This is a genomic window from Leminorella grimontii ATCC 33999 = DSM 5078 (genome assembly GCF_000439085.1).
In the GTDB taxonomy this organism is placed as follows: Bacteria; Pseudomonadota; Gammaproteobacteria; order Enterobacterales; family Enterobacteriaceae; genus Leminorella; species Leminorella grimontii.
On the sequence record NZ_AUUA01000001.1, the window covers coordinates 222,656 to 248,317 of the forward strand.

The 25,662-nt window shown below is 55.7% G+C and carries 24 protein-coding genes and 1 riboswitch; of the genes, 15 read left to right on the forward strand and 9 right to left on the reverse strand.

What is annotated here, in order from left to right:
* The first annotated feature begins 251 nt into the window (after nucleotides 1–251).
* The 3 genes from G544_RS0101120 to G544_RS0101130 all read left to right on the forward strand — a co-directional run bounded on the left by G544_RS0101120 (nucleotide 252) and on the right by G544_RS0101130 (nucleotide 5,047).
* Nucleotides 252–3,881, forward strand: coding sequence for an autotransporter outer membrane beta-barrel domain-containing protein (locus G544_RS0101120; RefSeq protein WP_027272882.1), 3,630 nt, complete (start codon nucleotides 252–254; stop codon nucleotides 3,879–3,881).
* 164 nt (nucleotides 3,882–4,045) lie between these two features.
* Nucleotides 4,046–4,300: a VF530 family protein gene (locus G544_RS0101125; RefSeq protein ID WP_027272883.1), complete on the forward strand. Its 255-nt coding sequence runs from the start codon at nucleotides 4,046–4,048 to the stop codon at nucleotides 4,298–4,300.
* 264 nt (nucleotides 4,301–4,564) lie between these two features.
* A complete protein-coding gene (locus G544_RS0101130; protein WP_027272884.1) occupies nucleotides 4,565–5,047 on the forward strand; it encodes an outer membrane lipoprotein in 483 nt (160 codons plus the stop codon).
* Nucleotides 5,048–5,108: 61 nt separating this feature from the next.
* Here the strand turns inward: G544_RS0101130 and yvcK are convergent, their stop codons facing one another.
* Nucleotides 5,109–6,020, reverse strand: coding sequence for a uridine diphosphate-N-acetylglucosamine-binding protein YvcK (gene yvcK / locus G544_RS0101135; protein ID WP_027272885.1), 912 nt, complete (start codon nucleotides 6,018–6,020; stop codon nucleotides 5,109–5,111).
* A 257-nt stretch (nucleotides 6,021–6,277) separates the two neighbouring features.
* A riboswitch (molybdenum cofactor riboswitch) is annotated at nucleotides 6,278–6,412 on the forward strand.
* Here yvcK and moaA point away from each other — a divergent pair.
* From moaA to moaE, 5 genes are all read left to right on the forward strand, one after another.
* Entirely contained in the window at nucleotides 6,401–7,384 is a 984-nt protein-coding gene (moaA, locus tag G544_RS0101140) for a GTP 3',8-cyclase MoaA (protein ID WP_027272886.1), read from the forward strand. Its footprint overlaps the riboswitch before it by 12 nt.
* Before the next feature lie 62 nt (nucleotides 7,385–7,446).
* Entirely contained in the window at nucleotides 7,447–7,962 is a 516-nt protein-coding gene (gene moaB / locus G544_RS0101145) for a molybdenum cofactor biosynthesis protein B (protein WP_027272887.1), read from the forward strand.
* Nucleotides 7,963–7,976: 14 nt separating this feature from the next.
* The gene (moaC, locus tag G544_RS0101150) at nucleotides 7,977–8,459 is read left to right on the forward strand and encodes a cyclic pyranopterin monophosphate synthase MoaC (RefSeq protein ID WP_027272888.1); all 483 of its coding nucleotides are present in this window, start codon (nucleotides 7,977–7,979) and stop codon (nucleotides 8,457–8,459) included.
* 14 nt (nucleotides 8,460–8,473) lie between these two features.
* Nucleotides 8,474–8,719 (forward strand): molybdopterin synthase sulfur carrier subunit, encoded by a 246-nt coding sequence (gene moaD, locus G544_RS0101155; protein WP_027272889.1) that lies wholly within the window; start codon nucleotides 8,474–8,476, stop codon nucleotides 8,717–8,719.
* 1 nt (nucleotide 8,720) lies between these two features.
* Nucleotides 8,721–9,179 (forward strand): molybdopterin synthase catalytic subunit MoaE, encoded by a 459-nt coding sequence (gene moaE / locus G544_RS0101160; protein ID WP_027272890.1) that lies wholly within the window; start codon nucleotides 8,721–8,723, stop codon nucleotides 9,177–9,179.
* Nucleotides 9,180–9,282: 103 nt separating this feature from the next.
* Here the strand turns inward: moaE and G544_RS0101165 are convergent, their stop codons facing one another.
* Complete coding sequence (locus G544_RS0101165; RefSeq protein ID WP_027272891.1) at nucleotides 9,283–10,377, reverse strand: endonuclease/exonuclease/phosphatase family protein; 1,095 nt, start codon at nucleotides 10,375–10,377, stop codon at nucleotides 9,283–9,285.
* Between the two features lie 445 nt (nucleotides 10,378–10,822).
* Between G544_RS0101165 and G544_RS0101170 the strand changes: the two genes are divergently transcribed.
* The 5 genes from G544_RS0101170 to G544_RS0101190 all read left to right on the forward strand — a co-directional run bounded on the left by G544_RS0101170 (nucleotide 10,823) and on the right by G544_RS0101190 (nucleotide 15,655).
* Complete coding sequence (locus G544_RS0101170; protein ID WP_027272892.1) at nucleotides 10,823–11,407, forward strand: flavodoxin family protein; 585 nt, start codon at nucleotides 10,823–10,825, stop codon at nucleotides 11,405–11,407.
* Between the two features lie 128 nt (nucleotides 11,408–11,535).
* The gene (locus G544_RS0101175; protein ID WP_027272893.1) at nucleotides 11,536–12,237 is read left to right on the forward strand and encodes a Bax inhibitor-1/YccA family protein; all 702 of its coding nucleotides are present in this window, start codon (nucleotides 11,536–11,538) and stop codon (nucleotides 12,235–12,237) included.
* A gap of 241 nt (nucleotides 12,238–12,478) precedes the next feature.
* Complete coding sequence (gene rhlE, locus G544_RS0101180; protein ID WP_027272894.1) at nucleotides 12,479–13,810, forward strand: ATP-dependent RNA helicase RhlE; 1,332 nt, start codon at nucleotides 12,479–12,481, stop codon at nucleotides 13,808–13,810.
* Nucleotides 13,811–14,076: 266 nt separating this feature from the next.
* A complete protein-coding gene (locus tag G544_RS0101185) occupies nucleotides 14,077–14,814 on the forward strand; it encodes a tetratricopeptide repeat protein (protein ID WP_027272895.1) in 738 nt (245 codons plus the stop codon).
* A 286-nt stretch (nucleotides 14,815–15,100) separates the two neighbouring features.
* Complete coding sequence (locus G544_RS0101190; protein WP_027272896.1) at nucleotides 15,101–15,655, forward strand: YfaZ family outer membrane protein; 555 nt, start codon at nucleotides 15,101–15,103, stop codon at nucleotides 15,653–15,655.
* Nucleotides 15,656–15,728: 73 nt separating this feature from the next.
* Here G544_RS0101190 and G544_RS0101195 read toward each other — a convergent pair whose 3' ends face one another.
* Genes G544_RS0101195 through araD form a run of 7 tightly spaced genes read right to left on the reverse strand, consistent with a single transcriptional unit; the run spans nucleotide 15,729 to nucleotide 22,627 of the window.
* The gene (locus tag G544_RS0101195; RefSeq protein WP_027272897.1) at nucleotides 15,729–16,622 is read right to left on the reverse strand and encodes a sulfite exporter TauE/SafE family protein; all 894 of its coding nucleotides are present in this window, start codon (nucleotides 16,620–16,622) and stop codon (nucleotides 15,729–15,731) included.
* A gap of 9 nt (nucleotides 16,623–16,631) precedes the next feature.
* Nucleotides 16,632–17,399 carry an SDR family NAD(P)-dependent oxidoreductase gene (locus G544_RS0101200; RefSeq protein WP_027272898.1) on the reverse strand — a complete coding sequence of 256 codons (768 nt, stop codon included), beginning with the start codon at nucleotides 17,397–17,399 and terminating at the stop codon, nucleotides 16,632–16,634.
* A 21-nt stretch (nucleotides 17,400–17,420) separates the two neighbouring features.
* On the reverse strand, nucleotides 17,421–18,284 hold the full coding sequence (locus G544_RS0101205; protein WP_027272899.1) for an NAD(P)-dependent oxidoreductase: 864 nt from the start codon (nucleotides 18,282–18,284) through the stop codon (nucleotides 17,421–17,423).
* Nucleotides 18,284–19,156: an SMP-30/gluconolactonase/LRE family protein gene (locus tag G544_RS0101210; RefSeq protein ID WP_027272900.1), complete on the reverse strand. Its 873-nt coding sequence runs from the start codon at nucleotides 19,154–19,156 to the stop codon at nucleotides 18,284–18,286. Before G544_RS0101210 ends, G544_RS0101205 begins: the two co-directional genes overlap by 1 nt.
* Nucleotides 19,149–20,033, reverse strand: a complete 885-nt coding sequence (locus tag G544_RS0101215) for an aldose 1-epimerase (protein ID WP_027272901.1) — start codon at nucleotides 20,031–20,033, stop codon at nucleotides 19,149–19,151. Before G544_RS0101215 ends, G544_RS0101210 begins: the two co-directional genes overlap by 8 nt.
* Before the next feature lies 1 nt (nucleotide 20,034).
* Nucleotides 20,035–20,826: an HpcH/HpaI aldolase family protein gene (locus G544_RS0101220; protein ID WP_027272902.1), complete on the reverse strand. Its 792-nt coding sequence runs from the start codon at nucleotides 20,824–20,826 to the stop codon at nucleotides 20,035–20,037.
* Nucleotides 20,827–20,875: 49 nt separating this feature from the next.
* Complete coding sequence (gene araD / locus G544_RS0101225; protein WP_027272903.1) at nucleotides 20,876–22,627, reverse strand: L-arabinonate dehydratase; 1,752 nt, start codon at nucleotides 22,625–22,627, stop codon at nucleotides 20,876–20,878.
* Nucleotides 22,628–22,854: 227 nt separating this feature from the next.
* On the opposite strand from araD, the gene G544_RS0101230 reads away from it, so the two are divergent.
* Nucleotides 22,855–24,576 carry a solute:sodium symporter family transporter gene (locus G544_RS0101230; RefSeq protein WP_248616906.1) on the forward strand — a complete coding sequence of 574 codons (1,722 nt, stop codon included), beginning with the start codon at nucleotides 22,855–22,857 and terminating at the stop codon, nucleotides 24,574–24,576.
* Nucleotides 24,577–24,588: 12 nt separating this feature from the next.
* Complete coding sequence (locus G544_RS0101235) at nucleotides 24,589–25,617, forward strand: LacI family DNA-binding transcriptional regulator (RefSeq protein ID WP_027272905.1); 1,029 nt, start codon at nucleotides 24,589–24,591, stop codon at nucleotides 25,615–25,617.
* Nucleotides 25,618–25,662: the final 45 nt, after the last annotated feature.

Here is a 25,662-nt window from a genome sequence, read left to right on the forward strand (position 1 = left end):
CGTCTGCCTAATTATCTGCTCGTAGATGTGTGATTTACCAAAACTTCTTATGATGCTCAAAAGAAAGAGTTTTAATTCCTGTTTTTATAATAATGGGGTGGGGCTCTTTGGTTTAAATAGCTTTGAGGCGTTTTCCATTAATACTTTTAATTAAGAAGTGGGTTTTCAAATTAATTTCAATTGTAAATCAATTGGATTAAAAAAATTAACTTAACGGAAATAAAGGATTTTTTAAATCAAGGAGCGGGATCGTGAATAAAATTTATAGAATTATATGGAATCACTCTCTCGGACAATGGGTTGTCGCTTCAGAATTTAGCCGAGGCAAGAAAAAGTCTGCATTATCTGCATTAAAAACCGCGTTGTGCTGTGGCGTTATCGCCGCTTCGCTACCTATCGGGAATGCGTGCGCTGCCGACTACACGTTAACCATCACCAATCAACAAACGTTCAATACGCCGCTGTTACTCACGGGCATTCCCGCGACGCCCTCTGGTTTACTGATCAATGGTGCGGGCGATGCGACGTTTAACGCGCCTCTAACGGTATCAACGTCGGGCGCTTCGGCCTATGCAGTGGCCATTGAGGGGCCAAATGCAATTCTGACGATTAATCAAAATGCCTCACAGAGAAATTTGCTGGAAACGACGGGGATAGGATCGTTTGGCGTTTCGGTAAAAGACGGCGTTCTTAAGCTTTATAATACCGACGTGGTGACTTCCGGCGGCGGAGCGGTGGGCGTTAGCGTCAACGCAGGAAAGGCTACTCTGACGGATGTCTCCATTAAAGCTAACTATTCCGGCACCTCCGCCGAGGGTGCGCTTGCGACTAAGGGTCTGTTGGTGAACAACGGCGGCGAAGCAACGGTGACCGGAGGCGAGATTTCTACCGCGCACTGGTACAGCGACGCAGTAGGGATTGGCGGTTCCGGAGCAACTCAGGCTTCTCACGTTTCCATTACCGATACCGCAATTTCAACGTCGGGCGCTTCTGCGGCGTCAGGCGTACGCCTTTATGACGGCCTTTCCTCCTTTGAAATGAAGGGTGGAAGCATAACGACGACCGGCGCCGGCCAGTCGGCGGGCGTCATCAGCGACGTCGCGGGAAATCGGGTCAGCATCGACGGCACGATTATCCGAGTGAGTGGGGATACTTCTCGAGGCGTTTCCGTGAGCGGAGATGTAACGATTAAAAACGCGGATATTAAAACAACCGGCGCCAGCGGCTATGGCATCTTCTCTGGCAGCGGTTCGCTTAACGTTAGCAATACGAAAATCGAAACGGGAAAAAACGCCATTATCGGCGGGAAACATAACGCTTCGGCCATTTATATCGGGCCAAACGTCCAAACAACGCTGGACAACGTAGAGCTTATTACCAACGGTAAAAACTCGCACGGCGTATGGATAAACGGCACGGCTCCCGGCACGGCGAAGACGGTAGTGACCAACAGCGAATTCAACATGAAAAACGCGGATTCCTACGGTTTTGCCTTGTTCTATGGCAACGTGGAAGTTTCCGATAGCCAGATTACGATAAACTCAACCGGAGGCGGTGGTATTTATGCCACGAACCGTTCTTCGGCCGTGGCGGACAACGTGACCGTTGTCACCAAAGGCGCCTCATCTCACGGCGTTTATGCCAGCTCAAACTCAAGCGTAAACGTTAAAAATTCCGAGGTAACAACGACAGGAAAAGGCGCGTTTGGCGTTTATGCCTCCACAGCGAGTTCTGCCGTGCTTGACGGCGTGGACGTCACCGTAAGCGGAGCCGGCGCGACGGGAAGCCGCGCCGGTGGCGTTGTCGCTAATGGAAGCGGAACAACGGTTTCGACGAAGGGCGGTACGATTACGGTAAGCAGCAATAGCGCAGACGGCGTACGGGCCGAGGCCAGCGCTTCCGCCGTGCTGCGCGGGGGCACGGTAAAAGCCACCGGCGACGATAGCTCTGCGGTTCGTGCAAACGGCGTTGATTCGTCCATTGAGGCCGTTGGCTCGACGTTAGAAACGGCGGGCAGCAACGCGTTCGCCGTTACGGCGATTAACGCGGGTCAGGTGAAACTGGATGGCGCTATCGTCAACACGCAGGGCAATTCGGCTCACGGCGCGGCTGTTTTAGGCGACGGCAGCGCCATTGAGGGCCGCAATCTGTCAGTTGCGACCTATGGTTCAGATGCCGCAGGCATTTTTATCCACGATGCAAGCCTGAGCGCCGGGAAAGTGAACCTAACGGATTCAGCGGTAAACAGCGCTCAGTCTGACGGCGTATTAGTTTCCTCCTCCGTGGGAGATATAACCCTGACGAACGCCAGCGTTAGCGGTAGCGCCAACGCTCTGAACGCCATGGATAATGCGCTGGTTACGCTGACGGCCAAAGGCTCGACCCTTAAGGGCGACCTTCTGACGTCCACTGACAGTACCGCTAACGTCGATTTAAGCGCTCGTTCTTTGCTAAACGGCGCGGCGCACGGCGTAACGTCTCTGCGTATGGACGATAGCCTGTGGCAAATGACCGCCGATTCTGACGTTGACAAGTTCGTTATCAACAGCGCTTCCGTCGTGTTTAATCCGCCGGCCCCCGGCGCATTTAAAACGCTGAAGATCAATACGCTGTCGGGTAACGGCGGTTCGTTTGTGCTTAATACCGTGCTCAACGAAGGCGGTATTAATACACAGACCGATAAAGTCCACGTCACCACCGGCGCGAGCGGCGATCACGTACTTATTATTAAAAATGCGGGAGGCATGGGCGCGCTTACCGTTGGCGACGGCATCGAAGTTGTTCAAATTGATGGCGCTTCCAGCGTTGGTTTTACGCTGGGCAATACGGTCAGCGCGGGCGCCTATGAGTACCTGCTGTATCAGGGGGGCGCCGCCGATGCGGATAACTGGTATTTGCGCTCTTTCTATCAGGCGCCCTCGGTGCCGGATCCAGATGCTGAGCCAACGCCAGCGGAAAACGTTATCTATCGCCCCGAGGTTGCGGGCTATGTAGCGGCGCCGTATCTAAACCAGCAGTACGGTTTTGACATCATAGGCACTTACCACGAGCGGGTCGGCGACACCGTTATTCGTCGCGGGGACCAAAGCTGGGCCAGGATGGGCGGCCAGCACAGAACGAACGACGCCGATCGCTTTAGCTATAAAAGCGACAGCTGGTTTGTTCAGTTTGGCCACGACCTGTATCAAGACGTGAGCGCTGAGGGCACTCAGATTAATGCGGGCGTCATGGCGACGCTTGGCTCTCAGGATACCGATGCCCAGGATCGCACGCGTTCGCTCGACGCCAGGCTGTCTCGCGATACCGGCTCTGTGGTCAGCGACGGATACAGCCTTGGCGGATACTATACCCGCATGGCGCAAGACGGCGGCTATCTCGATCTGGTGGGGCAGGGAACGTTCTATCACAATAAGTATAAAAGCGATCGCGACGCTACGCAGAACGGCTACGGCATCGTAGCGTCAGCCGAGGTTGGCAAGCCGTTCGCTCTGGGTGGCAATATGTCGCTGGAACCACAGCTTCAGCTGATGTATCAGTATCTGTCATTGAAGGATTTTGACGATGACGTTGGCGACGTAGACGGCGTCTCCGCCCATGCTGGGTTAGCCAGAGGCGGCCTGCGTTTAAGTTACGACGCGACGACGGTCAAGCCCTATGTTCTTATGGACGTCGTGCAGCGCTTGGGGGCAGATACGGCGGTGAACGTCGGCGGTACTAACATAAGCGCTGATCTCACCGACGCCTGGTGGCAAACCGGCGCGGGCGTGAGCGTTCAACTGGCGGAAGATACTCAGGTGTACGCAGACGCTAAATACCAGCGAGGCTTTGACGGCAATATGGAGGGCTACGGAGGTCGCCTGGGGATTAAAGTGAGCTTCTGATTGGCGTTAAACCTAACGACGCCGGGTACGCCATTACGCACCCGGCGTTTTTCATATCGCCTGCGCATCCGGATAAATACGCCGGCACGATACTCAGGTGACTCTGAGGCGCCGCGCTGTTACTATGACGCCCCTTACTGCGGCAAATATTATGATACGAGTACATGCACTCTAACGATCCTCTGCACGGCATTACGCTTGAACGTCTGCTTACCGAACTGGTTGAACGACACGGCTGGGCGTTTTTAGCGGACCAGGTAAACATCAACTGTTTCAAAAACGACCCTAGCGTCAAATCCAGCCTGAAGTTCCTGCGCCGTACGCCGTGGGCGCGCAAGCAGGTTGAGGAACTTTATCTGTCCCTGCTCGAAAAGCGCGATGACGATGTTGAGAATCCGTGGGGGAAATGGGGGGAGTAGCCTTTAGCCAGCGTAAGCGGCTAAAACCCATTTTGGCGCTATTTTATAAACACGGTTGTTGCTTCTCGGGGGATTGGTAACCCGACTTTCTATATTTGGTATCTCTCTATCAGCGCCCAATCTTTCTTGTTTATGGGGGCTAGGGGCTTCTCTTCGTTCTCCACGCGTGCCAGAGGACTATACTTATTCTATTCACACCCAATTCGTGTCATGGTTAACGTTTGTTTATGGAATAGATGTCTTGCATCTGGAGGGAGAGTAATGATGAGATCGCCACGATTTTTACGTTCCGCTTTAGCCGTCGGCCTTGTTTTATCCATGGCGGGATGCGCTTCTAATATTTCTTCTGATTCCTATAAAGAAGGGCAGGTCGGGCAGGCGAGTCGGACGCTGGCCGGCGTGATTGTCAGCTCGCGGGTTGTCGACGTCGAGGGCAACAGCAGCGTAGGCGGGCTGGTGGGCTCAGCCGCGGGCGGCGTTGCTGGTTCCGCCATTGGCGGCGGTTTCAGGGCTAACGCGCTGGGGGCTATCGGCGGCGCTTTGCTTGGCGGCATGCTCGGCTCTTCGGTGGAAAAAGGCGCGTCCAAGCAGCAGGCGATTGAGTATGTAATCCAGACCGACAGCAACGGGCTTATCACCGTCGCGCAGGGCACGGATCAGCCGCTGGCCGTTGGGCAGCGCGTGCTGGTAATTGAGGGGAAACAGGCTAGAGTGATCGCCGATACGCGGCCTGACGCGCAGAAATAATCGATGACCTGTCTTCATAGGCGGCTTTTACCGTTTGGAAAAGCCGCTTTTTTATTCGTTTTTAGTCGCTAAACTTTTCCAGCATACGCTCCAGCGCGTTGCGCAGCATATCGCGATCGTGGCGATAGGGGATGTCTTCCGCCTCCAGCGACTGCTGGACGATCGCCTTATCGGTGATATCCATAGTTGGAGTATGCGGCCCGACGATGATGCCGTCTATTTTTCGCCCGCCGAGCGTTTGTTCGATAAAGCTCATCTTCTGCTTGAGGTTGAGCGACGCAGCGGCCGGGCTTAGCTCTTTCGCCAGATTGCCGATGTAGACGATTTTTGCCTTGCTGTGACGCAGCGCATCGGCCAAATCGGCCAACAGCAAGGGGGGAAGCAGGCTGGCCATAAAGCTGCCTGGGCCAATCAGGATAAGCTCGGCTTTGCTAACGGCGATGATGGCTTCCAGAGTCGCGCTCACCGCTGGCTCAAGCCACAGCCTTTCCGGCATTTGGTGAAGGCCATCAACGCTGACCTCGCCGTAGACCACGTTGCCTTCGACGTCCTTGGCCGCCAGATCGACCGGGTGCTCCGACATGGGAATGATGTAGGCGTCGACCTTGAGCAGATTGCGGATAAGATTAATGGCGTCCAGAGGTCTGACGCTCAGGTTGTCCAGCGCTTTGAGCATCAGATTGCCCAGGTTATGCCCGGCCAGTTCGCCGCTGCCCGAGAAGCGATATTCAAACATGGCGGATGCGATGCTCGGTTCGGTAATGAGCTGATTAAGGCAGTTGCGCGTATCGCCCCAGGCGATGCCGCCTTCAGACTTTCGGATCCGTCCGGTAGAACCGCCGTTATCGGTTGTCGTCACGATGCCGGTAAGTCTGGAGCCTAGAGATGAAAGCGCCGACATAACGCGGCCAAGGCCGTGTCCTCCGCCAAGGGCGACAACGTGCTCCAGAGAGCCTAACGTGCGGTTACGCATAAGATTCCTTTTAAAAGCCCGGTTTCGCGGCATAAGTTACCCGATTTTTTCAAAAAAGGCGAAATCTCCGTTGCGTTGCTTGATGTTTATCAAGCTTGACCTGCGTCAATCACTTGGCGGAGGATTTTCAGTATGGTTCTCACAATTGGTAAAGAATAAACGTTATATAAATTATTGCATAACGATAATTTGTTCTGGAAAAGGGCTATTTTAGCCGTTAGTATTAGTGAAATAGGCGGCAACCGTCCGCTTATAAACAAGAAATGAAACTCTGAGCTGCTCCGACCTAAGTCGACTCGATATGGTGCTGCAGCCGTGGCTTTAAGTCACCAGGGTGTAAGGTAGAAATGCCTGCGCCTCCCGAATTGGAAAGGTGTTTTATGCTATCTCAACTGACCGATGCTTTCGATCGCAAGTTCTATTATCTGCGGCTGTCGATTACCGACGTCTGCAACTTCCGCTGTACGTACTGCCTGCCCGACGGCTATAAGCCTCATGACAACACGCGCTTCCTGTCTTTGGACGAGATTCGACGCGTCGGCCGAGCGTTCGCCGAACTCGGTACGGATAAAATCCGGCTAACCGGCGGCGAACCCACCCTGCGCCGCGACTTTGTCGACGTGATTGCCGCGCTGCGCGACAACCCGGCTATCCGCCAGCTTGCGGTAACGACCAACGGCTACCGCATGGCCAGAGACGTGGAAAGCTGGAAAGCGGCGGGGCTGACCTCCATCAACGTCAGCGTCGACAGTCTGGATGCGCGTCAGTTTCACGCCATCACCGGCCAAGACAAGTTCCGCCAAGTGATGGACGGCATCGACGCCGGCTTTGCCGCCGGCTTCAAGAAGATCAAAGTCAACACCGTGCTGATGCGCGACGTTAACGACGCCTCGCTGTCAACCTTCCTTGAGTGGATCCGCATACGGCCGATCCAGCTGCGCTTTATTGAGCTGATGGAAACGGGTGAGGGCTCATCGCTCTTTCGCCAGCATCACGTTTCCGGTGAAGTCATTCGTCGTCAACTGCTGGCCAGCGGCTGGCAGCAGGCGGAACGCAGCCATAGCGACGGCCCGGCGCAGGTGTTTACCCATCCCGACTACCAGGGAGAAATCGGCCTCATCATGCCTTATGAGAAAGATTTCTGCCTGAGCTGCAATCGCCTTCGCGTCTCCGCCGTCGGCAACCTTCACCTTTGCCTGTTTGGCGAGCAGGGCATTTCGTTGCGCGATCTGCTGGCCGACGACGCTCAGCTGGACGATTTAAAAGATCGCATACAGGAAAAACTGCTGATGAAAAAGCAGACCCACTTCCTGCATCAGGGCAACAGCGGCATTACGCAAAACCTGTCATTTATCGGCGGCTAAACGCCGACGGGCGGGCCGCATTCTCGGCCCGAACTGCGATACAAGAACGATAAGGAGTCTTTATGGGACACGCAGCCAGCGAATTTATTCCGGTTTCTCTTGCGGTACTGACCGTTTCCGACTCTCGTGGAGAGGCTGAGGATACCTCCGGCCACTATCTGGTTGAAGCGGCGCAGAGCGCCGGGCACAAGGTTGCCGACAAGCGCATTGTCAAAGACGATATTTACCAGATCCGCGCCGTGGTGTCGGCCTGGATTGCCGATGAGAACGTTCAGGCGGTGGTGATTACCGGCGGCACCGGCTTTACCGCGCGTGATAATACGCCAGAAGCGCTTCTGCCGCTGTTCGACCGCGAAGTGGAAGGGTTTGGCGAACTGTTTCGCATGCTCTCCTATGAAGACATCGGCACCTCGACCATCCAGTCGCGGGCCGTAGCCGGCATCGCCAATCAGACGATCGTTTTCGCCGTACCCGGTTCGACCAACGCCTGCCGCATGGCCTGGGAACGCATCATCGTTGAACAGCTGGACGCGCGCCATCGCCCCTGTAACTTCCTTCCCCATCTGCGTAAAAAATAGAGACGAACCTGCCCATGTCACAGTTAACCCACATCAATGCCGCCGGTGAAGCCCACATGGTCGACGTATCGGCGAAAACGGAAACCGTTAGAGAGGCGCGCGCCGAGGCGTTTGTCACTATGCTGCCGCAGACGCTGGCGATGATCGTTGAAGGCAGCCACCACAAAGGGGACGTCTTCGCCACCGCGCGCATCGCCGGCATTCAGGCCGCCAAGCGCACCTGGGAGCTTATTCCGCTGTGCCATCCCTTGCTTTTGAGCAAAGTGGAAGTCCAGCTGGAGGCGCAGCCGGAGCATAGCCGGGTTCGCGTTGAGTCCTGCTGCCGCCTTACGGGAAAAACCGGCGTTGAAATGGAGGCGCTGACCGCCGCATCCGTAGCGGCGCTGACCATCTACGACATGTGCAAGGCGGTACAGAAAGATATGGTTATCGGCCCCGTCAGGCTGTTGGCCAAAAGCGGCGGGAAGTCCGGCGACTTTCGCGCCGACGACATTTAAGGAACGGATACGTCATGATTAACGTAGTTTTTTTTGCTCAGGTCAGAGAGCTGGTTGGCACCGATACGCTGTCGCTGCCTGCGGAATATGCGACGGTTGAGGCGCTGCGTCAGGCGCTCTGCCAACGAGGCAACCGGTGGCCGCTGGCCCTGGAGCCGGGTAAGCTTTTGATGGCGGTCAATCAGACGCTGGTTACCGCCGATCATCCGCTAAAGGACGGTGACGAAGTCGCGTTCTTCCCGCCGGTCACCGGGGGTTAATATGACGGACAGCAACACCCGTATCGTTGTAGGCGCCGCGCCGTTCTCCGTCGGCGAAGAGTACCAGTGGCTGTCTCAGTGCGATGACGACGGCGCGGTGGTCACCTTTACCGGCAAAGTGCGCAATCACAATCTGGGTGACAGCGTTAGCGCGTTAACGCTGGAGCACTATCCGGGGATGACCGAGAAGTCGCTGGCGGAAATCGTTGTTGCCGCCCGTGAACGCTGGCCCTTACAGCGCGTGAGCGTAAACCACCGCGTCGGCGAGCTGTTTCCCGGCGATGAGATCGTCTTTGTCGGCGTGACCAGCGCCCACCGTGGCTCAGCGTTCGACGCCGCCGAGTTCATCATGGACTACCTGAAGACCAAAGCGCCGTTTTGGAAGCGAGAAGCGACGCAGGAAGGCGACCGCTGGGTCGAGTCTCGCGACAGCGACCGTGAAGCGGCGGAGCGCTGGTAGGACGCCAGCGCGCTCAAATATGGCGTAAATACTCAATAGCGCGGCATAGAGGTTGTTTAAAACGAACGACCCCTATGCCGATAGCCTTCACGACGCGAGATGGTTAGTTAAGAATAAAGGTAGTCATAACGGCGGCATGATCGGACGTTCCGCCCGTTGCGCCCCCGCCGATATTACCCACACAGACAGAATTCTTAACGGACAAGCGGCTTCCCTTGTAATAAATGTAATCAATGCGTCCTGGAGCGATCATCGTAGGCTCTCGGTCGGACCACGTCCGCGGTTTGGGCGCATCGGCAGCCTGCGGTTGCCAGCTTGAGCAAGGGTGAGTCAGCGGGTTTGGATTGGCCTCTCGATAGGAGTCTTTCAGCCCCGCAGCCATAAACACTTTGGATACGGGAAAGGGGATCGCAATACCAAAATGTCCGCTTTTCCATTCTTCCTCCCAGTCCAAATGTGAGAACGAGTTACCGTCACCGGCTAGAATGAACGGCTCTTTGTCTGCATTAGCTAGCAAGGAGCCGCTTTTTTCGACAATTTGTTTTGCTTGATCGGCGCGATGAGCCTCTTTGTCGAGAATTGTTTTAATCGCCTGTTTTTCATCAAGCGTGCTGTCATAGCGAAGCGTTTCTACATTTCGCCTGTCAACATATAGCTGATTGAGGTCTTGCTCTGCGCCCCAGGATGACGTCAGCCAGAAATTCGCTACCCATAATGGCGAGCCTTTTACGTCCAATTTTACTGCGCCATAGTTAAAACGATTAATTTTAGGATTATTGATGGTCGTGTCGGCACTATCAAAAATATGATAGTCGGTAATAGGATAAATAGACCAAATCGTCAGGTTGTCAGCGGAACCATTTCCCAGTCCCATTTCATACTTTCCGGGAAAACAGCTGCCTTGCTCACCGGTAAATTTATGCTGTTTATTCGCAAAACAGGACACGGTATAGCTGAATACGTTTTCCGGTTTAATATTATTTGCCTTCGCAAAGGCCGCTTTAATCGCCGATTGTCGGCTATAGGTTTCCTGAAGCGTCATAACGTTGGGCTGCATGGACTCTATGTCTCGAGTCAGATGGCTATCTTGGGAACCGTGCCAGATATTCCAGGTCAGGAATTTTATTTCCTGCGGCGCAGAAATAGCGCCTGTCGTCCACAGCATAAGCGAAACGGGAAAAAGTACTAAATATTTCATTTATTATCTCCTTGCTATTTATAAGGGGGCGCCTTTTATCCCAGTGTTTGTGATTTTCGCCGATGCGAATATGGCGATGGTGAACGATAACCCAACGTTAACGTGAAAACGTTGAGTTAAACTTTATGCCACCATTTTTGAACTCTTCCGGCAGGGGAAAAGCGTCTGGATAATCAAAAGTCGGTTTAACTCATTTGCACTATTACAATTATTAAGGGCAAAAAAAGTGAGAGTATTAACATAATCAACATGAGTGTTTAAACGTACGATTATTCGCTTCGCTGGAAGTGCGTTAATGAAATGGCTCTATTTTGCATCAGCAACTCTCTTGATTACCTATCTTTACCTACTCAATAACACAATGACGGGAAAAATTGGTATCATCCCCTCCGCCGCTGAGAGCTGTTTAGCGGAAATTGTTTTTTATTAATAGGTTGTAGATGTAATGACCCACATAGTCATGGTTTTTCATAGCGGATATGGACATACGGCAAAGGCGGCGGACGCCGTTGCCAAAGGGATTGGGGAAGTTAACGGCGTACGGCTTGAAGCGTTTGCCATCGATGCCGAGGGCAATCTTTCCGAGCAGGGATGGGCGGCGCTGGCCGCGGCGGACGCCATTGTGTTTGGCAGCCCGACCTATATGAGCGGGCCGTCCTGGCAGTTTAAACGGTTTGCCGATGCGTCGTCCCGCCAATGGGTGGCGCAGCAGTGGAAAGACAAGCTGTTCGCTGGCTTTACCAACTCGGCCAGCATGAACGGCGACAAGCTTAGCACCCTCGACTACCTGTTCCACCTTTCTCAGGAGCACGGCGGCGTTTGGGTTGGCATGGGCATGTTGCCTTCCAATACCAAGGCGGCGACGCGAAACGACGTAAACTACGTCGCCGGCTTTTCGGGGCTGATGACGGTGTCGCCGGCGGACGCATCGGTAGAAGAAGCGCCGCTGCCGGGCGATTTGGAAACCGCGCGCCTGTTTGGGCAACGGGTTGCACAGGCGGCGCTGCGCTGGTCGGGTAGGTCGCAGTAGCGCATTAAAAAGGCTCACGGAGGGAAATTATTTCTTCTCTTCGTTGTCTTAATCTATGGTAACCTAAGTAAAGGTTCGGTGGTTTTTTATACCCTTTGTTTTGGTTCAAATTAAGAAGGACAGACTTAATGGATCCTCGTTATAACGGTACGATTACACAGCGCGCTGAGGGCGGTCTTCAGGCGTTTATGGCTCAGGTCTATGGATGGATGACCTGCGGGCTGCTGTTGACCGGCGTCACCGCATGGATGGTGCCCGGTACGGCGCTGCAGGCGTTTATCTTCTCCAGCAACATCACTTTCTACGGGCTTATCATCGCGCAGCTGGGCGTGGTGTTCTTCCTCTCCGGCATGGTGTCTCGCATTAGCGGCGCGATGGCGACGACGCTGTTTATGCTTTACTCCGTGTTGACGGGGCTGACGCTTTCCAGCGTATTTATCGTTTATACCTCCGCGTCGATCGCCAGTACGTTCTTTATTACCGCCGGCACCTTCGGCGCGATGAGCGTATACGGCTACACCACCAAGCGTGACCTAACTAAGCTGGGCAGCCTGATGGTGATGGGCCTCATCGGCATCCTGCTGGCTTCTATCGTCAACATCTTCTTGAAGAGCGCGCCGCTGTACTGGGCCATCACCTACATCGGCGTTATCGTGTTCGTTGGCCTGACCGCCTATGATACCCAGAAGCTGAAAGCGATTGGCGAATCCGCCTCTATGGACGACCGCGAGTCCTATCGTAAGAACTCCATCATGGGCGCATTGACCCTGTATCTGGACTTCATCAACCTGTTCCTGATGCTGCTGCGCATTTTGGGCGACCGTCGCTAATTTCGAGCGGTGGGCTATTCTTTAAGGGCGCGTTGATGAACGCGCCCTTATCATTTCCGGTAGGGCGCCTCTTCCCGACGCGTCTTTTCGTGACACGCCTCTCAGTTTAGTATACGCTTGCGCGTCCGGCGTACTTTCGGTCTACGCCAGCGTTATTCCCTTATTTGAATGTCTCGTCGGGGCCGTAGCAGACCTGTTGCCATATATGGTGGTCTGCCGGACGGGGCTGGAGCTTTTTTGCATGTCTTTTGATTCTCTTGGCCTAAGCGCCGATATTCTCCGCGCCGTAGAAGAGATGGGCTACCGCCAGCCTACGCCGATCCAACAGCAGGCCATTCCTGTGGTACTTTCCGGCCGCGACCTTATGGCCTGCGCCCAAACCGGCACCGGTAAAACCGCCGGATTTACGCTGCCGCTGCTGCAGCGCTTGATAACGACCTCTCCTGCCGCCAAAGGCGGTCGTCGCCCCGTCAGAGCGCTTATTTTGACGCCGACGCGCGAACTGGCTGCGCAGATAGGGGAAAACGTGAGCGACTATAGCCGCTACCTGAAAATCCGCTCTTTGGTAGTGTTCGGCGGCGTTAGCATTAACCCTCAGATGATGAAGCTTCGCGGCGGCGTTGACGTACTGGTCGCGACGCCGGGCCGCCTGTTGGACTTAGCGCATCAAAACGCGGTTGACCTCTCTCAGGTTGAGATTTTGGTGCTGGACGAAGCCGACCGCATGCTGGACATGGGCTTTATTCACGATATTCGCCGCGTGCTGGCGCGCCTGCCGGCCAAAAGGCAAAACCTGCTGTTTTCCGCGACGTTTTCCAATGACATCAGGGCGCTGGCCTCTACGCTTTTGCATAATCCGGCCTCGGTTGAGGTTGCGCCGCGCAACGCGCCGTCAGAGCTGGTGGACCAAAAAGTGCACTTTGTCGATAAGAAGCGCAAGCGCGAGCTGCTGTCGCACCTGATTGGGCAAGGGCAGTGGCGTCAGGTGCTGGTATTTACCCGCACCAAGCACGGCGCTAACCATCTGTCTGAGCAGTTGAATAAAGACGGCATCAGCGCGATGGCTATTCACGGCAACAAAAGTCAGGGGGCAAGAACGCGCGCTCTTGAAGGCTTCAAGCAGGGAAATATTCGCGTGCTGGTGGCAACCGACATCGCCGCCCGTGGATTAGACATCGAGCAGCTTCCCCACGTCGTCAACTACGAGTTGCCTAACGTGCCGGAAGACTACGTTCACCGCATCGGACGCACCGGTCGCGCGGAATGTAACGGCGAAGCGCTGTCGCTGGTCTGCGTGGATGAGCACAAGCTGCTGCGCGACATCGAGCGACTGCTGAAGTTTGAAATTCCGCGCATGGCGCTGCCGGGCTATGAGCCCGATCCGAGCATTCAGGCTGAGCCTATCGTTAACGGTCGCCAAAACCGCGGCCAGCGCGGCGGTGGTAACGGCGGCGGAGGTCGCGCCCAGCCGTCGGCCAATCGTGCGCCGTCGGCCGAGAGAAGAGGCGAGCGTCAAGGGCAGGGGCAGCGCCGCCGCAAGCCTCAGGCGTCGCGTCGACCGGCGGAAGGTTAATTAGCCTCTTGCGGAAGGGAAGTCGTCTTCCCTGTTGAAATAAGCGTCAACGTTTAAAAGCCTGTGGTTTACATCGCAGGCTTTTTTCTATATTAAGCGCTTTACGCTCCCCTAGAATATGCCAAGAAATATGCAGGCCATCATGGATTATGTTGTTTTATTTTGGTTGCGCACGCGGCGATTGCTATTTTTAATCGCCATCAATTAAAATGGCCGCCGTTTTGTACCATGGACGTTTTCTTTTTATTTTGGCAAGGAGCGCTGAAATGCCCGCTTTATTAATTGTGTTTATTCAAGTCATGTGTGGTATCCATGCCGTAAGAAGTGGGCAGGAGCGATACTGGCTCTATCTGATTATCGGCCTTCCGGGGCTCGGGTGTGCGATTTACGCGCTGGCGGTGATGGTGCCGGACTGGCTCGGCAGCCGCGACGGAAAGCGCCTTATCCGCCACGCTCACGATAAAATTGACCCTGAGCGCCACCTGCGCGCGCTGCGCGAAGAGCTGGAGATCGCAGAAACCAGCCAAAACCACCTTCATCTGGCCGACGAGCTGGCTCGCATTGGGCAACACGAAGAGGCCGCCGTTCACTACGGGAAGGCGCTGAGCGGTATTTTTATTACCGATCCTCACATTATGCTCAAGCTGGCGGCGGCGCAGCTGGCCAGCCGCGATGCGCTCGCCTGTCGCAATACGCTTGATGACCTTATCAAACACAATCCCGACTTTATGTCGCCGGACGGCCACCTGCTGTACGCCCGCGCGCTGACGGCTCAGGGGGAGCTTGATAAGGCAGAGGATGAATATCGCGTGCTGATTGACTACTACTCTGGCCCGGAGGCGCGCTTTCGCTACGCGCAGCTGCTAAAGGATAAAGGCGACTTTGCCGGAGCCAAACACCAGCTGGAGACGATTGCGCTTATCGCCCGCCGGTCAAAGCCCCACTACCGCAAGCTGCACAAGGCCTGGCTGGCCAAGGTTAATCAGGAGCTTAAGGCGCTGTAGTTTTATTTACCGCTATTTTTGCCGGCCTATAAAATAAACGGGCCGGCAAAACTCATCCTTATTGCTAAATCTGGCGCAGGCCGTTTATATATTTCCACGCGAAAAATGTAATAACAGGTTAATTATATTTACACTTTTTTATAACTAGTCCCCCGTCGCGTTAATTGGCTGAATATTATTAACATATCGTGCTGGCCTTTTTTATTTCTTTATTTTCCATTAAAAGAATATGAAATAATTAATTATTCCCGAATCAAGGGTTTCAACAATCACCAAGGAATAATTAATGAAAAAGTCACTTTGTCGCTTAGCCGTCGGCGTTGCGTTATTCACGTCGGCGTCGGCGATGGCTATTAGCGTAAACGGGCAGGTTGGGGAAGATTATTCCAACCTTCAGGTGGGAATGGGAACAGACTCCACGGGCCTGTATTCCACTGTGGACTGGACGCACAACGATGATAACGGCGATATCGTCGGTCTGGGGCTGGGCGTAGGCCTTCCGTTAGGGCCAATGACGATTTCCGTCGGCGGCAAAGGCATGTATTTACGTTCTAAAGACCACAGCGAAGACAGCGACGACTACGCGGCCGCCGTCGGCGGCGGCCTTCGTCTGCCGATTGGCAAGCGTTTTTCTCTACAGGGTTCTGCCTACTACGCGCCGGACTCCCTATCCAGCGGCATCAATTCCTATTCTGAACTGACCGGCGGCGTTCGCTGGGACATCCTGCGGCCCTTTAGCGTTGAAGCCGGCTATCGCTATGTGAATCTGGAAGGAAAGGACGGCAACCGCGATAACGCCATTGTCGACGGCCCGTATGTGGGCGGCAGCGTGCACTTCTAATCCGCTTACGCTAAGCGAAAGGCCTGACGAAACTCCTCCGTCAGGCCTTTTTACTATGGAAAACAACGCCTCGTTAAGAAGACTGCTGCGCCCTGGCCGCTTCATCGGCGGCGCGGATGGCGGCGATCTTTTTGCCGAACGCCAGCTGAAGGATAACCAGCAGCGCAAATGCCGGAAGCAGCGCGCTCAGTGCGGATATGCCGGTCGCACCCTTGATCAGCATCGCGCCGGAGGCTATCAGCAGCAGGAACACCATAACGCGGAACACCTTCACCGAAATGCGCTTGTGAACGTACTGGCCGACGATCGAGCCTAAAATCATGGTCGGAATGCAGAAAATAACCAGCTTAAAGGTCGAAATCGTCAGTATTCCGCTGGTAGCCAGGCCGCCGACGATGGCGATGTTGTTGGCGGTAAAGAAGGCGTTCAGCGTGCCGCGAAACGCGGCTGGCCCGAGGTTTCTCAGCATGCCGTACATCACCACCGGCGGCCCGTTGGTGGAGAAGGCCGCGCCTAGCGCCCCGGCAATGGCGCCCATTGGGGCGGCAATCCATCGGCGATCGTAAATGGGCAGCTTCGGAATAAACAGGCTGTAGAACGAATAGAGAATAAGAAAGCCGCCCAGCCCGATTTTCATCATATGGTCAGGCACGTAGGACAGCGCGTACAGTCCCACGGGTATGCCAAGGAAAGAGAACAGGATGAGCACCGCGGCCGACTTCCAGTCCGTTTCTTTACGCGACAGCCAGGTGGCGTAAAGCGCGGTAGCGGTGCCGACGATGACCGACATCGGCGCCGCCATTTTTAACGGCAGCACCATGGTGATGAGCGGCATTGAGGTTAATCCGCCGCCGAAGCCGGCGCAGATGCCCACAAAGGTATAGAGAAACATCACCGCAATGACGATGAGTATGGCGCTGGTTTCCAGCGCAGCGCCGTCGGGCGTAAACAGGTTGAAAAATTCCATATTCACCTCTTAGTTGAGCGACAGGCCTGCGTCGACGATAAAGTCCTGCCCGGTGCAGCCGCAGGACTCCTCAGCGCCGAGGAATAGCGCCAAGCGCGCGCAGTGGGAACCATCGAGGCGAACCTTCAGCGCCTGAAGCTCCATAAACTGATTAACCGCCGCCGGATCGAGCTTGGCCCACATGGCTTCCTGCTTGGGCGTTTTGATCGCGCCGGGCACCAGGCTGTTAACGCGAATGCCGCGCGCCCCCAGCTCCTGCGCCAGCGTGCGGGTAAAGCCGTGAATGGCCGCCTTCGACAGCGAATAGCAGACGCGGCCGGGGCGCCCGCGCATCCAGTTGATTGACCCCATGTTGATGATGCTGCCGGCGCCTTTTTTCTCCATGCCGGGAATAACCGCCTGAATGGCGAACAGGTGGTGGCGCAGGTTCACGTTGATGCGGTTGTTGAAATACTCTTCCGTCAGGTTGTCGATGGTATGGTGATCGTCGCTGCCGGCGTTGTTGATAAGAATGTCAACGTCGCCCAGGCGATCGGCGATAGTTTCAAAACAGGCCTTAAGCTGAGGAATATTGGTGACGTCGCAGAATAAAAACAGGCAGCCCAGCTCAGTCGCCAGCTTTTCGCCCTCGGCCTGATTGAAGTCGAGAAAGGCGACGCGCGCGCCCTGGGCGACATAGGCGCGGACCAGCTCTTCGCCGATCCCGCTGGCGCCGCCGGTGATGGCGACCACCTTATCTTTAAGAGAGCGATAGGTTACGTTTTCGCTGTAGTTCATTTTTATTGTCCTTATTGGGCGTTAGGCGTTGTTTTTGACGATTTTGAACGTGGCGCAGAAGTCTTCACCGCCGAGGTGAGACTCCAGCCCCTTGTCATAGACGGACTTCACGACGTTGACGCCGGGGAGGTTTAGGCCAGATTCCTCCAGCATTTTCTTCATGATGTTGACGTCTTTGGCCATATTTTGCAGAGAGAAGGCGGTGCGATAGTCTTCGGCAATCAGGCTGTCTATTTTGCTGTCGAGATAAAAGCAGGTCGCGCCGCCGTAGGAGATGGCTTCACGAAATGCCGATTTGGCAATGTCATAGTGTTCTGCGGCCGTGAGCATTTCGTTGACGGCGTTTTGGATGCCCGCCACCTGTACGTTATGCAGCATCTTCATCACCAGCCCGCGGCCGTTCTGGCCCATGTGGATTTGATTGCAACCCATCATAGCGAGAATCGGACGTACGGTTTCCCACGCCGACTTGTCGCCGCCGACGTAGATCCCCAGTTCGCCCTTGACGGCGGCCGGGACCGACTTCACTACCGGCGCGTCGAGCATGACGGCGCCGGTTTTCGCGACTCTGGTGGCCAGCGCTTCGGACACCGAAGGCTCAATGGTGGACATATCGATAGTGATTTGCCCCTCATGCAGATGGGGGAGCATTTGCTCATAAACGGCGATGACGTGCTCAGAGCGGGGAACCATGCTGATGATAACGTCAGCTCGCTTAGCGATATCTTCAACGGACTCCGCCGCCTGAGCGCCGACCGAGGTCAGCTTGGCGACGGCCTGCGGGCTGATGTCGTAAACCAGAACGGGACCGTCAAACTTGGCGACGACGTTTTTTGACATGGCTTCGCCCATAAGGCCAAGCCCGATAAAACCGATGGTTTTCATTATTCTTTCTCTTTAAATTTAGGTTTATAAGCGCCGGCAACGGCGACGTTCAGCGTAAAAATGGCCCCTGACAGAGGGCGTGCGGAGATCTCTTCCTGCGTCATGTTTTCCCGCGTAGTGGTGATATAAAGCGTCTTCATATCCGACCCGCCGAAGCACACCATGGTCGGGCAGCGTACCGGCAGTCGATGTTCCTCAAGCAGTTCGCCTTCAGGAGAGAAGCGGGCGATGCGATAGCCGTCAAACAGCGCGCTCCAGTAGCATCCCTCGACGTCTACCGCCGCGCCATCGGGGCGGCCGTTGCCCGGTTCGAAGATTTTCCATGCCTGCCGCAGGCCCGGTTCGCCCTGATTTAACGGCGTCCGGTAGATAACGTGGTTGGGCGTATCGCTGGTGTACATCCAGTGGCCGTCGGGTGAGAACGCAAGCCCGTTGGCGCCGAGAATGTCGCACTGAACGACGGTGGTTTTCAGCTCAGAATCCACGCGGCAAAGCAGCGCGCCGTTATAGTCTCTGGGCCCCCAGTAGGTACCTGCGTAGAAGCGGCCAAGCGGGTCGGTGCCGCCGTCGTTAAAGCGGGCAAGCTTCGGGTTGTTGGGGTTATCGCAGACCTTCTGCGAAAGCCGCCCGTCAGCGTCGGCAAGCCAGATGCTTGAGCGCATAGCGACGATAAAGCCGCCGCGTTCGCGCAGTGCAAAGCAGCCGACTTCTTCTTCAAACGTCAAAACCGAATGGCGGCCATCCGCAGGCCAGTAGCGGTGGATCTGCTTTTTCAGTATGTCGGTCCAGTAAAGCGACTGGCTGTCGGCGTCCCAGATGGGGCACTCCGGCAGCTCGCCCTGATAATCAAAAAGAACGCGGGGTTCATTCATCGTCGGACATCCTTATGGTCATGCGAAGGCAAAGCGCGTCGCCGGGGTTAACTATGTCCATCGCCCGCTCATCGTCGTCGGAGGAAAACAGGTTGATGGCGTTATTGATGTGGCTTACCGGCTCAATCGCCACGACGTTGCGCCCTGGGCCGGGAATAAAGAAAACCGCGTTACTGACGCCGGGAGCCGTCAGCGTCGCGCTAAAGCCCCGGCTGGGCCAGCGTACGGCAGCTTCGCCGTTCCAGCCGCAAAAGCAGTTGTCGACCGAGCCGTGTACCGGCGTCCTGAACTCTTTATAGTCCCACTTTTCCGGTACGGCGATTTCTTCCTTTGGAAGGCTCGCTTCATCGTTGAGCCAAACGCGCTCAGCAGGAAAGCGCACCTGACTTTCCGCCGCGTTGGCGAAGAAGGGATGAAACCCCAACCCGGCCGGAACCGGGCCTTCGGAAAGGTTCCGGTAGCAGAGCACTATCGTCAGGGCGTCGTCCGTCAGCGTAAACCGCTGCTCGGCGCGCCACGGCCAGGGCCAAGCTTCGGACGCGGCGCGTTCCAGACCGATAACAATGTCGCTGGCCGTTTCTTCCACCACTTCCCACGTAGACTGCCAGCCGATGCCGTGAACGGCGTGCGGGCTGTCGCCAAAGTTCCTGACGAGCCTGTGCCGCTGGCCCGCGAAGGAGAACTGGCCGTCAGCAATGCGGTTTGACCAGGGAACCAGCGGGTAGGTGCCGCACAGGTTGGCGCGCTTTTCGCCCGCCGGGTCGAACGGGCGCAGAACGTCGTGACCGCGCCAGCGCAGCCAGGCGAGTGCGCCGCCCAACTCAGGGGCGACGGCGATGCTGACGTTTCCACGCGAGCGTTCAATCACGCGCGTCATGCTAGTAGACCTCGCCGCCGGCGATGTGCAGTTTCTGGCCGCGTATGGCCGCCAGCTGCTCTTTTGCACGGCTCAGCAGGAAGCTCATGTCGGAGGCCAGCGCGACGTAGGTAAAGCCCATTTGCTGATATTTGTTCGCCAAATCCGGATTGCCGCCGACGATGCCGCAGGGCTTGCCGAGGCGGATACAGGCGTCGAGCCCGCGCTTTATCATGGCCTGAACGTCAGGGTGAGACGGGTTGCCCGGGTGACCCATAGCGGAAGAAAGGTCGCCGGGGCCGATGAAGAAGCCGGTAATGCCGTCAATCGCGGCGATGGCGTCAACGTTGGCGATGGCTTCCGGCGTTTCGAGCTGGAGAATCAGGCACAGTTCGTCGCGGGACTCTTTAACAAAGTCCGGATTACCGCCCCAGCAGGACGCGCGATGCATAGCGGCGAATCCCCGCTTGCCGTAAGGAGGGTAGTAGGCGGACTCTACGGCCTTTTTAGCTTCTTCCACCGTGTTGATAAAGGGGATCATCAAGGACATCGCTCCGCCGTCGAGCGCGCGCTTTATCAGCACCACGTCGTTGCCCGCTAGGCGATACAGCGGCGTTGTCGTTGCGCTGACGCTGCGAACGGCGCGGTCGATGCGGATGGCGTCCAGCGTGTCTACCGCCACGTGCTCCTGATCCAACACCAGAAAGTCAAAGCCGACCGTCGCCATCGCTTCGGCGACGGTGTCGCTGCCCGTCATCATCCAGGTGCCGAGCATGCGCTGGCCGGAGGTAATTGCGCGTTTGAAGTTGTTCATTATTGCTCCTTAAAAAAGGGTTCTTTAAAACAGGTTCTTTAAAACGTTTTTAAAAAATAGGCGGTTCAGGGATGTCGCTGCCTGACTGCAGGAAGTCGAAGTCACAGCCTTCGTTCGCCTGGGTGACGTGCTGTTGATACAGCGCCGCCCACGAACGGCCAAATACCTTATGGGTGACTTTCAGCGCGCTGCGTCGGCGGGCAAGCTCGTGCTCGTCGACCTGCATGTTCAGCGTGCCTGCGTCAATGTTTAGCTCAATCAGATCGCCCGTTTGCACCAGCGCCAGCGGCCCGCCGACGGCGGATTCCGGCGCGACGTGCAGAATGCAGGTGCCGTAGTGAGTGCCGGACATCCGCGCGTCGGAAATGCGCACCATGTCGGTCACTCCCTGCTGCAACAGCTTTTTCGGGATCGGCAGGTTGCCCCATTCCGGCATGCCGGGCGCGCCTACTGGGCCTGCGTTGCGCAGAATGATGATGGTATCTTTGGTGACGTCCAACTCAGGATCGTCGATGCGGTCAGAGAGTTCCTGGTGGGTATCGAAAACCAGCGCCGGGCCCGTATGGTGGCGCAGCTGCGGGCTGGCCGCCGAGGATTTCATCACCGCGCCGTCCGGGCACAGGTTGCCGCGCAGCACTGCCAGAGCACATCCCTGAGACAGGGGAATAATCGGATTATCAAGGTCGCGGATAATGTCATCGTCGTAGCAGTCGGCGTCTTTAATCCACTCTTCGACGGTGTGGTTGGTCACGCCCCGTGCGTTGCGATGCAGGAACCGACCGACCTTTTTCAACTGCGCCATCAGTCCGCCGGCAAAGAAGAAATCGTCCATCAATGCCCTGCCGGAAGGGAACAGGTTAGCCAGCACCGGCACCCTGCGAGCGATGTTTTCCATATCTTCAAGGGTGAGCTGAATGGACGCGCGGTTCGCCATGGCGATCAGGTGAATCGCCGCGTTAGTGGAACCGCCCAGCGCCATATAGGCGACGATGCCGTTAAGGAAGTTTTCTTTCGTTAACCAGCGGGAAGGCTTATGGTCGTACCACACCATGTCGACGATGGTATGGCCGCACTGGGCCGCCATCTGCGGGTGGCGGCAGTCCGCCGCGGGTATTGAGCTTGCGCCGGGCAGCGTGAAACCCATGGCGTCGGCGATAGAGGTCATGGTGGACGCCGTGCCCATCGTATTGCAGGTGCCGATGGAGCGCGTCATTGCGCCTTCCAGCTCAATCCAGTCGTGCGGCGTGATGGAACCGAGGCGAAGCTGGTCCCAAAACTTTTTGGTGTGGGTTCCAGCGCCGGTGATTTGGCCATGCCACTTGCCGGTAGTCATCGGGCCTGCCGGGCAGAAAATGGTGGGGATATCCATCGACAGTGCGCCCATCAGCAGCGCAGGCGTAGACTTGTCGCAGCCGCCGAGCAGCACTACGCCGTCGATGGGGTGCTGTCGGAGAAGCTCTTCGGTTTCCATCGCGAGAAAGTTGCGATACAGCATGGTTGTGGGCTTCACCATCACTTCGCCCATAGAGAGGGCGGGCAGTTCAACGGGGAATCCGCCCGCCGCCCAGACGCCGCGCTTCACTGCTTCAGCTCTTTCGCGCAGGTGGGAGTGGCAGGCGCTCATATCGCTCCAGGTGTTGATGATGCCGATGACCGGTTTGCCCATAAATTCTTCACGTGCAAAGCCCATCTGTTGAGTGCGCTGCCGGTGAGCGAAGGCTCTGATTGTCTCAGGGGCATACCATCGCTGACTGCGCAGCTGAGAGACTTCACGGCGCGTTAAGCTGTCCTTGTTGAACATCGTTGACTACCTTTAATCGGTTTAAATTCACTATTACACTAATATCGTAGCGCTACGATAGTCAACGAAAATGATCCGTGTTATGTGATCGATGTCTTGATTTTCATTTTCGGTCTTCGCTTTTTATCTATCTGCGTCAATTTTTTGAGATATCGGCTCTATTTCCCTATATAAGGCTGTGTAATAGTAAATTAATAACGTATTCATCAAGGGCGTTTGCTATGGAAATGCTGTTTTCTATTGTCACCTTTGTTCTTTTTCTTTTGTTCGTAGCGCTATATTCATATCGAAAGACAAAGGGAATATCGGAATCTGGCGTGGAAGGGTTCTTTCTGGCGGGAAGAGGGCTTAGCGGCTATTTCATCGCCGGTTCTCTGCTGTTGTCTAACCTGTCGGCTGAGCAGCTGGTGGGGCTTAACGGTAACGCTTACCGCTTTGATATCAGCGGGATGGCGTGGGAAAGCACGGCGGCGGTGGCGACGATCGTCATGGCGGTTTTCTTTCTTCCGCGCTTTTTGCGCCGCGGGCTTACGACCATGCCGCAGTTTCTGGAAGAGCGGTTTGACTACAATACCCGTCGGATAGTCAGCGTGATGCTGCTGGTGGGGTACGCGCTGATGGCTAACCCCTGCAGCCTGTATCTCGGGGCGATTACCATGAATCAGCTGTTTGACTTCCAGGCGTTTTTTAACATTCCGGACTGGAGCGCCATCGGCATCCTGGCGTTTGCGATGGGGGCGATTGGCGGGCTTTACGCCACGCTCGGCGGGCTTAAGGCGGTCGCGATATCCGATACTATCAGCGGGCTTATCTTGCTGTTTGCTGCGATGCTGGTGCCGGTTTTGGGGCTTTTTGTACTCGGGGACGGCTCTTTTATGGCGGGAGGGAGAACGCTTTTAAGCCACCCGGAACAGCTTAATGCGATCGGCTCTGAAACCTCTTCCGTTCCCTTCAGCACTATTTTTACCGGCATGCTGTGCGCCAACATGTTTTACTGGTGTACCAACCAGATGATCATTCAGCGCACGCTGGGCGCAAAGTCGCTGGCGGAGAGCCAAAAGGGCGTCCTGCTGGCGGGAAGCATCAAGCTGTTGGTGCCTCTGGCCATGGTGCTGCCGGGGCTTATCGCCTTTAACATGTTTGGCCCCGTTTTTACCAACGCCGACTACGCCTATCCCGCGCTGGTTAAAGCGGTATTGCCATGGTGGCTTATCGGCATGTTCGCCGCCGCGATTTTCGGTACGGTTATCAGCCATTTTAACTCGGTGGTTAACTCAAGCGCGACGCTGTTTGTGATTGATTTATACGGCCCGCTGACGGGATGTCGTGATGAGAAAAAGCTGGTGCGCATGGGGAAGATAGCCTCGTTGGCCATTTCCCTGATTTCCATCGTGATTGCGCCGCTGCTGCTGCACACGCCGAACGGAATTTTTGACCTGATGCGGCGCTTTACCGGCTTCTACAATATTCCGATTATCACTATCGTACTGGTCGGCTTTTTGACGCGGAGCGTCCCTGCGCTGGCGGCAAAATGCGTGCTGATTTTCCACATCGTTGTCTATGGCCTATACACCTTCGCCGGGCTGGACAAATTGATTCCACTACATTTTATTCATATTATGGGGCTCCTGTTCGTTATCGAAGTATTGATGATGCTGCTGATTGGCAGATTTAAGCCTCGTACCGCCTCTGAGCCGGTTCATCCACCGGCCAAGATCCCGATGCAGAAGTGGCGATACGCGGAACCGATTTGCGTTATCATGATGGCGGCGCTAATCAGTATCTACATTACACTGTCTCCGCTTGGCTTGGCCGAAAAGAACGGTATCCCCGAAAGCTTTGGCTATCTCCTGGCGGCCGTTTGGGCCGTGGCGCTGGCCGTGATTTTTGGATTAGCGCGCCGTAGCCGTCGCTTTCAGCAGCGACCCATAGTGGAAAGTATTGAATAGTGCGGAAGATAAATGCGTCAAAGATCGCGCCAGAATGTAAAACTTGATGATGTCGCTCTTAAGGCCGGAGTGTCCCCCTCTACGGTATCGCTCTATATTCGACAGCCTGAGCGCGTATCGGAAAAGACCGGGAAGAAAATCCAGACGGCGATAGACGGCCTTGGCTATGTGCACAATAAAATCGCGAGCCAGTTCACCGGCGGGCGCAGCTGCAACATGGCCGTGGTGGTGCCGTCGCTGGCGAACATTTTCTTTAGCCACGTTATTCAACGCATTGAGTCGACGGTGAGCGAGCGCGGCTTTCAACTTTCTATCGCCTCTCACGACCACAGCCTCGATAAGGAAGAGGAGCAGATCCGCGCCATCCTGCAGTGGTCGCCGGCGGTTATCGCCATCGCCGGCGCCGACCACAAGCCTTCGACTCTCAAAATGCTGCATAACAGCGGAGTACCCGTAGTGCAGATGTGGCAGGTCAACGGCGGCGATTTTGCAGCGCAGGTGGGTAACAACCACGAGCATATCGGTTACTCCGCTGCGCGATATCTGCTTGACACCGGCTGTGCGCAACTGGCCTATTTCACCACCCGATTTGACGACGATATCCGCGCGCGCGTGCGCTATGAGGGATTTTGCCGGGCGCTGGAGGAAGAGGGAAAAAGGGCGCTGCTGGTCGACATTCCCCGCTCGGAAAATATCTGGCAGGCCAGCCGGGAAACGCTGGTAAAAACGCTGGTGAAGGAGCGCGGCATTGACGGTATATTCTGCACTAGCGACGCCATTGCGACGGCGCTGTTGATGGAGGCTCAGGACCGGGGCATTTCCATCCCTGGCCAGCTGAGCGTTCTTGGCTACGGCGACTTCCCGTCCAGCGCCTGGCTGTCGCCGATATCCCTTTCCAGCGTTAACCTGAACGCCGACGTCATCGCAACGCGAACCGCCGACATGATGCTGAAAATGACGCAGGATGCATCGTACCAAGGGGAAATCGTCGACGTCGGATTTGAGATTATGCCGCGGGGGAGTACGCGGCTGCCGTTTTAGCCTTACTGTACGTTCAACTGTAAACAACGTTAGATTAGGAAGATC

What these genes read in the sequence shown, in the direction of transcription:
- G544_RS0101125 (WP_027272883.1), top strand. Translation starts at nt 4,046, where the DNA reads ATGCACTCTAACGATCCTCTGCACGGCATTACGCTTGAACGTCTGCTT.
- G544_RS0101130 (WP_027272884.1), top strand. Translation starts at nt 4,565, where the DNA reads ATGAGATCGCCACGATTTTTACGTTCCGCTTTAGCCGTCGGCCTTGTT.
- yvcK (WP_027272885.1), bottom strand. Translation starts at nt 6,020, where the DNA reads ATGCGTAACCGCACGTTAGGCTCTCTGGAGCACGTTGTCGCCCTTGGC.
- moaA (WP_027272886.1), top strand. Translation starts at nt 6,401, where the DNA reads ATGCTATCTCAACTGACCGATGCTTTCGATCGCAAGTTCTATTATCTG.
- moaB (WP_027272887.1), top strand. Translation starts at nt 7,447, where the DNA reads ATGGGACACGCAGCCAGCGAATTTATTCCGGTTTCTCTTGCGGTACTG.
- moaC (WP_027272888.1), top strand. Translation starts at nt 7,977, where the DNA reads ATGTCACAGTTAACCCACATCAATGCCGCCGGTGAAGCCCACATGGTC.
- moaD (WP_027272889.1), top strand. Translation starts at nt 8,474, where the DNA reads ATGATTAACGTAGTTTTTTTTGCTCAGGTCAGAGAGCTGGTTGGCACC.
- moaE (WP_027272890.1), top strand. Translation starts at nt 8,721, where the DNA reads ATGACGGACAGCAACACCCGTATCGTTGTAGGCGCCGCGCCGTTCTCC.
- G544_RS0101165 (WP_027272891.1), bottom strand. Translation starts at nt 10,377, where the DNA reads ATGAAATATTTAGTACTTTTTCCCGTTTCGCTTATGCTGTGGACGACA.
- G544_RS0101170 (WP_027272892.1), top strand. Translation starts at nt 10,823, where the DNA reads ATGACCCACATAGTCATGGTTTTTCATAGCGGATATGGACATACGGCA.
- G544_RS0101175 (WP_027272893.1), top strand. Translation starts at nt 11,536, where the DNA reads ATGGATCCTCGTTATAACGGTACGATTACACAGCGCGCTGAGGGCGGT.
- rhlE (WP_027272894.1), top strand. Translation starts at nt 12,479, where the DNA reads ATGTCTTTTGATTCTCTTGGCCTAAGCGCCGATATTCTCCGCGCCGTA.
- G544_RS0101185 (WP_027272895.1), top strand. Translation starts at nt 14,077, where the DNA reads ATGCCCGCTTTATTAATTGTGTTTATTCAAGTCATGTGTGGTATCCAT.
- G544_RS0101190 (WP_027272896.1), top strand. Translation starts at nt 15,101, where the DNA reads ATGAAAAAGTCACTTTGTCGCTTAGCCGTCGGCGTTGCGTTATTCACG.
- G544_RS0101195 (WP_027272897.1), bottom strand. Translation starts at nt 16,622, where the DNA reads ATGGAATTTTTCAACCTGTTTACGCCCGACGGCGCTGCGCTGGAAACC.
- G544_RS0101200 (WP_027272898.1), bottom strand. Translation starts at nt 17,399, where the DNA reads ATGAACTACAGCGAAAACGTAACCTATCGCTCTCTTAAAGATAAGGTG.
- G544_RS0101205 (WP_027272899.1), bottom strand. Translation starts at nt 18,284, where the DNA reads ATGAAAACCATCGGTTTTATCGGGCTTGGCCTTATGGGCGAAGCCATG.
- G544_RS0101210 (WP_027272900.1), bottom strand. Translation starts at nt 19,156, where the DNA reads ATGAATGAACCCCGCGTTCTTTTTGATTATCAGGGCGAGCTGCCGGAG.
- G544_RS0101215 (WP_027272901.1), bottom strand. Translation starts at nt 20,033, where the DNA reads ATGACGCGCGTGATTGAACGCTCGCGTGGAAACGTCAGCATCGCCGTC.
- G544_RS0101220 (WP_027272902.1), bottom strand. Translation starts at nt 20,826, where the DNA reads ATGAACAACTTCAAACGCGCAATTACCTCCGGCCAGCGCATGCTCGGC.
- araD (WP_027272903.1), bottom strand. Translation starts at nt 22,627, where the DNA reads ATGTTCAACAAGGACAGCTTAACGCGCCGTGAAGTCTCTCAGCTGCGC.
- G544_RS0101230 (WP_248616906.1), top strand. Translation starts at nt 22,855, where the DNA reads ATGCTGTTTTCTATTGTCACCTTTGTTCTTTTTCTTTTGTTCGTAGCG.
- G544_RS0101235 (WP_027272905.1), top strand. Translation starts at nt 24,589, where the DNA reads ATGCGTCAAAGATCGCGCCAGAATGTAAAACTTGATGATGTCGCTCTT.